Raw genomic sequence first — 8,158 nt, 5'->3', positions numbered from 1 at the left:
CGCGAACCTCCGCCGCCCGAGCCGGGATATCGGCAGAGTGCGGTTCGCGAGCAAGCTCGCTCCTACGAAGAGCACGGGGCTGGCTATTGGAGTGCTGCCACCGGCTGCGACGCCACCTCGCGGCTGGCGGCGTCCTGCAGCGCCGGGCTGGCCCAGTCGGCGGCCTTGAAGTCACGGCGGATCAGGCCGTAGCTCTTGGCTGCGGTGATCGATGCATCCAGGCGGCCGAGGAAATCGGCATCCAGCTTCGGCGATAGTACGTCCGCCAGCGGCCGGCCCTGGAATTCGCTCTTGAAGATCACCGTCGGGTAGCCGGCCTGCTGCGATACCAGGTCGATGAACGCGTCACGGTTGCCCTCCGTGCTGGCCCACTGCACTGCCTGCAGCTGCACCTTGAGCAGGCGTTCGGTGATGTCCGGATGAGCGTCGACGAACTCGCCGTTGCCCACCAGCAGCGCTTGCAGGGTGCCGGCGCCGCCGAGGTCGTGGGTGCTCAGAGGGATTTCCGCCAGGCCCTTGTCGCGTAGCGCGAACAGGCCGGCAAGACCCCAGGTGGCATCGATCTGCTTGGCCGCCAGGGCGGCGAGGGCGGCGCTGAAGTCGAGGTTGATCACCTTCAGGTCCTTCTCGGAAAGCCCGGCGCTGACCAGGGCGTTGTCGAACGACAGCTGGCTGGCGGTGCCACGGAAGATCCCCACGCGCTTACCCTTGAGGTCGGCCAGGGTCTTGATCCCCGAACCCGGCTGCACGCCCAGGTAATGGTTGACGCCGCGCGCGGTGGCGGCCAGCACGCGGCTGTCCAGCCCGCTGGACTTGCCGATGATCGCCGCCAGATCGCCCAGGTAGGCGAAGTCCACCTGGCCATTGGCGAAGGCTTCGTTGACTACCGGGCCCGCGCCCTTGAAGAAGCTCCACTTGATCTGGATGCCGTCGGCGGCGAATTCCTTCTCCAGCAGTTGGCGGGTGTAGAGCACGTCCACCACGCCGCCGCCGGAATGTTTCTGCCCGGCGCTGACGTCTGGTACGGCGATGCGGATTTCCTTTACCGGCTCGGCGGCCTGGGTCACCAGCGGATAGGCGCCGAGCAGGCCGGCCAGCACTGGCGCAGCGAAAAGGGAGAGCAATTGATCAGTGAGGGCCTTCATGGCGCCTGCCTCCTGCAGTGGGGGAGCGCATGTGGCTCCGGCGCCTGCACTAAAAGCATGGGGCTTTCCATCAACAAAATAATAAAAAGGCATTTTTTAGTAATTTTTCGAGCTAAGCGAACAACCACAGGGCTTCACCGGCAGATGCCCTGGGGGCATAAAAAATATTCGCCGAATGCATTGGATGAGCGCCGGGGGCTTCCCTTAAATGGCCTGGGTTAGCTCATTAATGCATTGAAAATACTATTAATATTCCAATGAAGAATATATCGAAGCCCTATCGCCTTGCTCTTCCCCCGCCGCGCCTGGGGTTCTCGCGGCCGTCCTGGCGCTGGCTGCAGGCCGGCTTGCCGTGGTTGTTGCCGTTGACCATCGGCGTGCTCTGGTGGATCGCCAGCCATCGCCACTGGATGTCCGCGCAGATTCTGCCGACACCGGAACTGGTCCTCCAGGCCGCCCGCGAGCTGCTCGCCGGCGAGCTGTGGCAGCAGTTGGGCGTCAGCCTCAAGCGCCTCGCCTGGGGGCTGCTGGCTGGCATTTTCAGCGGGCTCGCACTGGGCGCCTGGCTCGGCTTCAGCCGCCTTGCCGAGCGCCTGGTGCTGCCCACCTTCAGTGCCCTGGCGCAGGTCCCGACCCTGGCCTGGATTCCGTTGTTCATGCTGTTCTTCGGCATTGGCGAGCTGCTCAAGCTGGTGGTGCTGATCAAGGCCATCATCGTGCCGGTGACGCTGCACACCCTCGTCGGCGTGCGCGATGCCCAGCCGCGCCTGCGCGAGGCCGCCGCCGTGCTGCGCCTGCCGCGCCACCTGTTGCTGTGGCGGTTGATCCTGCCGGCGGCGCTTCCCGCGTTCCTTACCGGTGTGCGCCTGGCACTGGCGCAAGGCTGGACCTCGCTGCTGGCCGTGGAGCTGCTGGCTTCCAGCGAAGGCATCGGCTACCTGATGGTGCAGGCGCGGCAGCTGTTCATGCTCGACATCGTGTTCGTCTGCATCCTGGTCATCGGCCTGGTCGGCGCGGCGATGGACAGAGGCGTCCAGGCGCTGGACCGGCGCCTGGTGCACTGGCCGCAGCAGGCGGCCGGAGAGTTCCGCCGCAGCACGTCGGGCAAGGGCTGGGAGCGCCTGCAGCCCTGGCTTCTGCCACTGGGCCTGCTGGCCATCTGGCAGGCGGCGAGCGCGCTGCAGTGGGTCGATCCGGCGATCCTCGCCAGCCCCGCGTCAGTCGCTGTTGCTCTCTGGGATGGCCTGCTGGACAGCAGCCTGGCCATAGCGCTGCTGGCGAGTCTGCAACGTACACTCGCCGGCCTGCTGCTGGGCGGCTCGCTGGGCTTCCTGCTCGGCCTCGGGCTTGGCCTGTTGCGCCCGGCGGAGCGGTTGCTCGGCCCGTCCTTCGCGGCGCTGCGGCAAGTGGCGATCTTCGCCTGGGTGCCGCTGCTCACCGCCTGGTTCGGCCTGGGCGAGCTGGCCAAGGTGGTGTTCGTCGGCCTGGCCGCGTTCTTTCCGCTGCTGCTGGCGACCCAGCGCGGCATCGCCAGCCTGCCGGCGCAACTGACCGAGGCGGCCATCGCGCTGCGCCTGTCGCCCTGGCAACGGCTGCGCCGGCTGGTGCTGCCCGGCGCTGCGCCGTCGGTGTTCGCCGGGGTGCGCCTGGCGCTGATCTACGCCTGGCTCGGCACCATCGGCGCCGAATACTTCATGCCTTCGGACGGCGGTATCGGCAGCCTGATGATCGGCGCGCAACAACTCTTCCGCATGGACCTGGTCGGCGCCGGCATGTTGCTGGTGGGCTTGACTGGAGCTCTGCTGGCTGCCGTCGGCCAGCGCATCGAAGCGCGGGTGACGCGCTGGAGACACGCATGAATGCTTTCGCTTCCCCGGCCCTGGTGAGCTTTCGCCAGGTCGCCAAGAGTTTCCCCGTGGACGGCCGCGAGCTGCAGGCCATCGAGCGTTTCGACCTGGAGGTCGCCGACGGCGAGTTCATCGCCATCGTCGGTGCCAGCGGTTGCGGCAAGTCCACCTTGCTGCGCCTGCTGGTGGGGCTCGATCGCGAGTTCCAGGGCGAGATCCGCATCGACGGCAAGCCCATCGACGGCATCGGCGGCGAGCGCGGCATCGTGTTCCAGGAGCATCGTCTATTCCCCTGGCTGACCGTGGAGCAGAACGTCGCCCTCGGTCTGGTCAACGAACCGCTGAGCGAGACCGGCAAGGCTGCCAGGGTCGCCGATTATCTCCAGCTGGTGGGCCTGACGGCCTTCGCCCGGGCCTACCCGCACCAACTCTCCGGCGGCATGGCGCAGCGCGTGGCCATCGCCCGCGGGCTGGTGGCCAGCCCGCGCATCCTGCTGCTGGATGAGCCCTTCGGCGCCCTGGATGCGCTGACTCGCCAGCAACTGCAGGAGGAACTGCAGCGCATCCGCCAGCGCGAACGCATCACCACGGTGCTGGTGACCCACGACGTGGAGGAGGCGCTATTCCTCGCCGACCGCGTGGTGGTGATGGCGCCGCGGCCGGGGCGGATCAAGCGCATCGTCGAGGTGCCGCTGGAGCACCCGCGCGAGCGCGGCGGCTACGACTTCCTGCGCCAGCGCGAGGCGCTGCTGCGCGAGCTGACGGGAGAGGGCGACTACGTCGCGCCGCAGCCCAAGCGCGTGGAAGACCTGCCGTTAGAGTTTCTTGCCTGCTGACCGAAAACCCTCATCCCAGCGCTCTCCCAGAGGGAGAGGGAGCCGTCCTCTGCCAGCCTGGAAGCACGGAGTCGATCCCCGTGCCGATCAGTTCCCTCTCCCTCCGGGAGAGGGTTAGGGCGAGGGTGCTCTGGAAACACTGACCTCAACCATGAGACCCGCCATGAGCAAACGCCCCAACTTCCTCGTCATCGTTGCCGACGACCTCGGTTTCTCCGACCTCGGCGCCTTCGGTGGCGAGATCGCCACGCCACACCTGGACGCCCTGGCCCTCGAAGGCCTGCGCCTGACCGACTTCCACACCGCGCCGACCTGCTCGCCGACGCGCTCGATGCTGCTCACCGGCACCGACCACCACATCGCCGGCATCGGCACCATGGCCGAGGCGTTGACGCCGGAGCTGGAAGGCAAGCCGGGCTACGAGGGTTACCTGAACGACCGCGTCGTGGCGCTGCCCGAACTGCTGCGCGAGGCCGGCTACCAGACGCTGTTGTCCGGCAAATGGCACCTGGGCCTGAAGCTCGAACAGGCACCCCATGCACGCGGCTTCGAGCGTTCCTTCTCGTTGTTGCCGGGCGCCGCCAACCACTATGGTTTCGAGCCGCCGTACGACGAGACCACGCCGCGCATCCTCAAGGGCACGCCGGCCCTGTATGTCGAGGACGACCAGTTCATCGACGAGCTGCCGGCGGACTTCTATTCCTCCGACGCCTTTGGCGACAAGCTGATCGACTATCTCAAGGAGCGCGACCAGAGCCGGCCGTTCTTCGCCTATTTGCCGTTCTCCGCGCCGCACTGGCCGCTGCAGGCGCCCAAGGAGGTGGTCGACAAGTACCGGGGCCGCTACGACGCCGGCCCCGAGGCGCTGCGCCTGGAACGCCTGGAACGGCTCAAGCAGCTGGGCCTGATCGACGCCGACGTGCAGGCGCATCCGGTACTGGCGATCAGCAAGGAGTGGGCGCGCCTGAGCGACGGGGAGAAGGCGAAATCGGCGCGGGCCATGGAGGTCTACGCGGCGATGGTCGAGCGCCTGGACTGGAACGTCGGCCGGGTCGTCGAGTACCTGCGCCAGCAGGGTGAGCTGGACAATACCTTCGTCCTGTTCATGTCCGATAACGGCGCCGAAGGTGCGCTGCTGGAGGCCTTCCCGCGCTTCGGCCCGGACCTGCTGAGCTTCCTCGACCAGCACTACGACAACAGCCTGGAGAACATCGGCCGCGCCAACTCCTACATCTGGTACGGCCCGCGCTGGGCCCAGGCGGCCACCGCGCCGTCGCGCCTGTACAAGGCCTTCACCACCGAGGGCGGCATTCGCGTGCCGGCACTGGTGCGCTACCCGGCGCTGAAACGCCAGGGCGAGGTCAGCCACTCGTTCTCCACCGTGATGGACATCACCCCGACCATCCTCGACCTGGCCGGCGTGCGCCATCCGGGCAAGCACTGGCACGGCCGCGAGGTCGCCGAAGTGCGCGGCAAGTCCTGGCTGGGCTGGCTCTCCGGCGAGACCGAACAGGCCCACGACGAGAAGACCGTCACCGGCTGGGAGCTGTTCGGTATGCGCGCCATCCGCCAGGGCGATTGGAAGGCGGTGTACCTGCCGGCTCCGGTCGGCCCGGCCACCTGGCAGCTCTACGATCTGGCCAGCGACCCGGGCGAGACGCGGGACCTCGCCAAGAGCGAACCTGCGCGCCTGGAGGCATTGATCGAGCACTACAAGCAGTACGTCAACGAGACCGGTGTGATCGACGCACCGCCGCCGTTCCTGGCGCGCTGAAGGCCGGCGCCTCAGCGTCCTTTCCTGCCCGCAGTCCGGCGGGAGGGGCGTTGAAACGCTCCGGCATGAAAAAGCCGGTAGCCGCCCGACTGCTCGGACTGACGGCGGCACCGGCATGCGCTTCGAGCCGGCCTGGCCCGGTTATTTTGCTGCTGTGTCTGGCTCGCTCAGGCGGGCCCATCCTTGAGGCCGTCCTGGTGGGCGGCGGACAGGTGGGGTTCCTGCCGGCTGTCCTCCGGTTCGATGTCCACCCATTCCTCCAGTAACTCCTCGCGGCTCACTTGCGGATCGGGGTCGGGGATATCCACCGGGTTTTTCATGCTCACCTCGCTTGCCGGGCCTGTTTGTCGGCAAGGGCACGCAGGCGCACGCCGGCCACCACCACCTTGCGCGGCCGGTGGGTCGGGTTGACGGGGACGAAGGTCTGCAACTCGATGCGCTTGAGGAACCAGTCGACGTTGTCCTCTTCCAGCGGCCCTTCCACGGTCATCAGGTCGCGGCGGATGCGCTCCACCAGGTTGTTCAGCAGCACCGCGCTGGATTGCTCTTCCTGCTGGATGACCCGAGAGATGAGACGCTTGCCCGCGGCATTGCGCAGGTTGATCAGCAGCGTACCGTCGGGCCTGGTGGCGAACTGCGGGCGATAGTCGCTGAACAGGTGGCTCAGGTGCTCGATGGCGGCATTGCGGCAACTGGACATGTCTTTCCCTCCCGGTGGTTGGCAGAGGCCGGAGCGCCGGCCTGAGCCAGGAACCTCGCATCAGCCATGCCAGGCCGGGGAAAGCTGTTTCATCCGCTTAACAGGTTGTTATTGCTGCAAATGCCCAACCGATGCTGGCCAATGGTCATTTGCAGGATGCAAGGGCGCACCAGCAAGGGGCTGGAAAATGCACGGCGCGGCGCTTCGCTTGCTCATTTGCGCGGCACGCCTTCCGTCTGAAATCCGCCTCGATTCCAGGTGTGCATTCGGCCGCCAGTACCGCTTGCCATGGCTGGCGCTTCGCCCGCCATGGCCGTTGAACAGTAGCGCCTGGGCCAATCGCCAGCATTTCTCTCCGGTGCTCGGGCAGGCAGGGTTCAGCCAGAGGAGAGGAGGTGGCCATGACGCAGTTGCGACGACTGGATGTGGAAGCGGTTCTCCACGAAGCCTATCCGCTGTTCGATTTCTCCTGCTTCCGGGAGGCCGGCGGCCGCTATTCGATCCGCTTCGGCAGCCAGTTGGCGGATATGCCCTGTGTCACCGTGGTCGGCATCCATGGCGACGAGTTGAGCAGCGCCGGGCGCGTCCGCAGCCTGGGCCTGGAGCTGATCGACAGCTTTATCGATTCTTAGCGGACGCCACGCTGCTGAGCATCGGGACCGGCGCGCGGTGGCGAGCGAGCGGGCCGCTGACCACCGCACGGGCATCAATGCTGATTGCGGCTCAAGGCGCAGGCCGCTGCCAGCAGGCCTGCGGCGGCGGCCAGTATTGCCGCCGTCTGCCAGGGATGTTCGCCGGCATATTCGCTGCCGGCACGGATGGCCCGGCGACTGCGGCGGATCAGGTGTTCACTGGTCTCCCGGCTCTCGTCCACCAGATCGCGCAATTTCGCCTTGAACGCCGGGAGCTGGTCGGCCGTCAGGTCCCGGCCGCTGACCAGCAGGTTTTCCAGGTCATCGACCAGTGATTGCAGTTCCTGCACGCCGCTGGTGCGGCTGGAGGGGAACCATCGATAGCTGCCCATGGAGTGTCTCCTTGTCTGTTCGGGTCGGAATGGGGGCGGAAGGGGCGTTCGGCTTCGCGTTGCTGCTCGACTGATTTCCGCCACCGCAGGCGTCGAGCCGTGGACGCGCTACCTCGCGCTTTTGCCAATTGGCAGAGCCATTCGGAAGAGTCCGACGCTCGCCAGCCGTTCACTGATTCTGATGAGTGGAACCTGACGGTGGGCGCCCGGCGTGCTTGAGTGCAGGAGGCGCTTGCAGGCATCGGGTCACGGCGAAACGGGTGCGAGCAGGTGCGACGATTGGCGGCAGTGCGCGGGGGCGCGCAGCGATGATCCCTTGTGCGAGGATGCCGCCCGCCACGCCACGAGCACTTCAACGAACCGGGGGATTGCAGCCGATGATGATCCGCGACTTTCGCGACGACGACATGGACCGGGTGCTGGATATCTGGCTGCGAGCTTCGCAGCAGGCTCACGACTTCATTCGCGCCGACTTCTGGCGCGAACGCCTGCAGGACATGCGGGATATCTACCTGCCGGCCGCTGCCTCGCGGGTCGTCGAGAACGATGGCTGCATCTGTGGTTTCTACAGCCTGCATGACGGCGCACTGGCGGCCTTGTTCGTCGCCCCGGAATGCCAGGGCAAGGGCATCGGCTCGGTCCTGCTGAGCGACGCCAAGATTCACCTGCCGATGCTGGAGCTGGCGGTCTATTCCAACAATACCGGTGCCGTGGCCTTCTACCAGCGGCACGGCTTCGTCGTGCTGGAGGAGCGGCAGGACGAGCACACCGGGCACCCCGAAACCCTCATGGGCTGGACGGCACGGGCGATTTCCTGCGGGTGCTAGGCGGG

At 66.7% G+C, this 8,158-nt stretch carries 9 protein-coding genes; 5 read left to right on the top strand and 4 right to left on the bottom strand.

Features of this window, described 5'->3' with window-relative positions:
• Window positions 1-83: 83 nt before the first annotated feature.
• The gene (locus tag LDJ84_RS17330) at window positions 84-1,145 is read right to left on the bottom strand and encodes an ABC transporter substrate-binding protein (RefSeq protein WP_226045112.1); all 1,062 of its coding nucleotides are present in this window, start codon (window positions 1,143-1,145) and stop codon (window positions 84-86) included.
• Between the two features lie 257 nt (window positions 1,146-1,402).
• Between LDJ84_RS17330 and LDJ84_RS17325 the strand changes: the two genes are divergently transcribed.
• From LDJ84_RS17325 to LDJ84_RS17315, 3 genes are all read left to right on the top strand, one after another.
• A complete protein-coding gene (locus LDJ84_RS17325) occupies window positions 1,403-3,004 on the top strand; it encodes an ABC transporter permease (protein ID WP_226045111.1) in 1,602 nt (533 codons plus the stop codon).
• A complete protein-coding gene (locus LDJ84_RS17320; RefSeq protein ID WP_226045110.1) occupies window positions 3,001-3,828 on the top strand; it encodes an ABC transporter ATP-binding protein in 828 nt (275 codons plus the stop codon). The genes LDJ84_RS17325 and LDJ84_RS17320 overlap by 4 nt, the downstream gene beginning before the upstream one ends.
• Before the next feature lie 163 nt (window positions 3,829-3,991).
• Complete coding sequence (locus tag LDJ84_RS17315; protein WP_226045109.1) at window positions 3,992-5,602, top strand: arylsulfatase; 1,611 nt, start codon at window positions 3,992-3,994, stop codon at window positions 5,600-5,602.
• Window positions 5,603-5,769: 167 nt separating this feature from the next.
• Here the strand turns inward: LDJ84_RS17315 and LDJ84_RS17310 are convergent, their stop codons facing one another.
• Window positions 5,770-5,928 (bottom strand): hypothetical protein, encoded by a 159-nt coding sequence (locus LDJ84_RS17310; RefSeq protein ID WP_169887156.1) that lies wholly within the window; start codon window positions 5,926-5,928, stop codon window positions 5,770-5,772.
• Window positions 5,925-6,302 carry a DUF3509 domain-containing protein gene (locus LDJ84_RS17305; protein ID WP_054907067.1) on the bottom strand — a complete coding sequence of 126 codons (378 nt, stop codon included), beginning with the start codon at window positions 6,300-6,302 and terminating at the stop codon, window positions 5,925-5,927. Before LDJ84_RS17305 ends, LDJ84_RS17310 begins: the two co-directional genes overlap by 4 nt.
• Window positions 6,303-6,703: 401 nt before the next feature.
• Between LDJ84_RS17305 and LDJ84_RS17300 the strand changes: the two genes are divergently transcribed.
• A complete protein-coding gene (locus tag LDJ84_RS17300) occupies window positions 6,704-6,934 on the top strand; it encodes a hypothetical protein (protein ID WP_024764727.1) in 231 nt (76 codons plus the stop codon).
• A 74-nt stretch (window positions 6,935-7,008) separates the two neighbouring features.
• Here LDJ84_RS17300 and LDJ84_RS17295 read toward each other — a convergent pair whose 3' ends face one another.
• Window positions 7,009-7,326, bottom strand: coding sequence for a hypothetical protein (locus LDJ84_RS17295; RefSeq protein WP_226045108.1), 318 nt, complete (start codon window positions 7,324-7,326; stop codon window positions 7,009-7,011).
• A 380-nt stretch (window positions 7,327-7,706) separates the two neighbouring features.
• Here LDJ84_RS17295 and LDJ84_RS17290 point away from each other — a divergent pair, with 380 nt between their 5' ends.
• Entirely contained in the window at window positions 7,707-8,153 is a 447-nt protein-coding gene (locus LDJ84_RS17290) for an N-acetyltransferase (RefSeq protein WP_024764729.1), read from the top strand.
• Window positions 8,154-8,158 lie beyond the last annotated feature (5 nt).

Source organism: Pseudomonas sp. HS-18, from assembly GCF_020401845.1.
GTDB lineage: Bacteria > Pseudomonadota > Gammaproteobacteria > Pseudomonadales > Pseudomonadaceae > Pseudomonas > Pseudomonas nitroreducens.
This window is presented reverse-complemented; position numbering and strand designations above follow the sequence as displayed.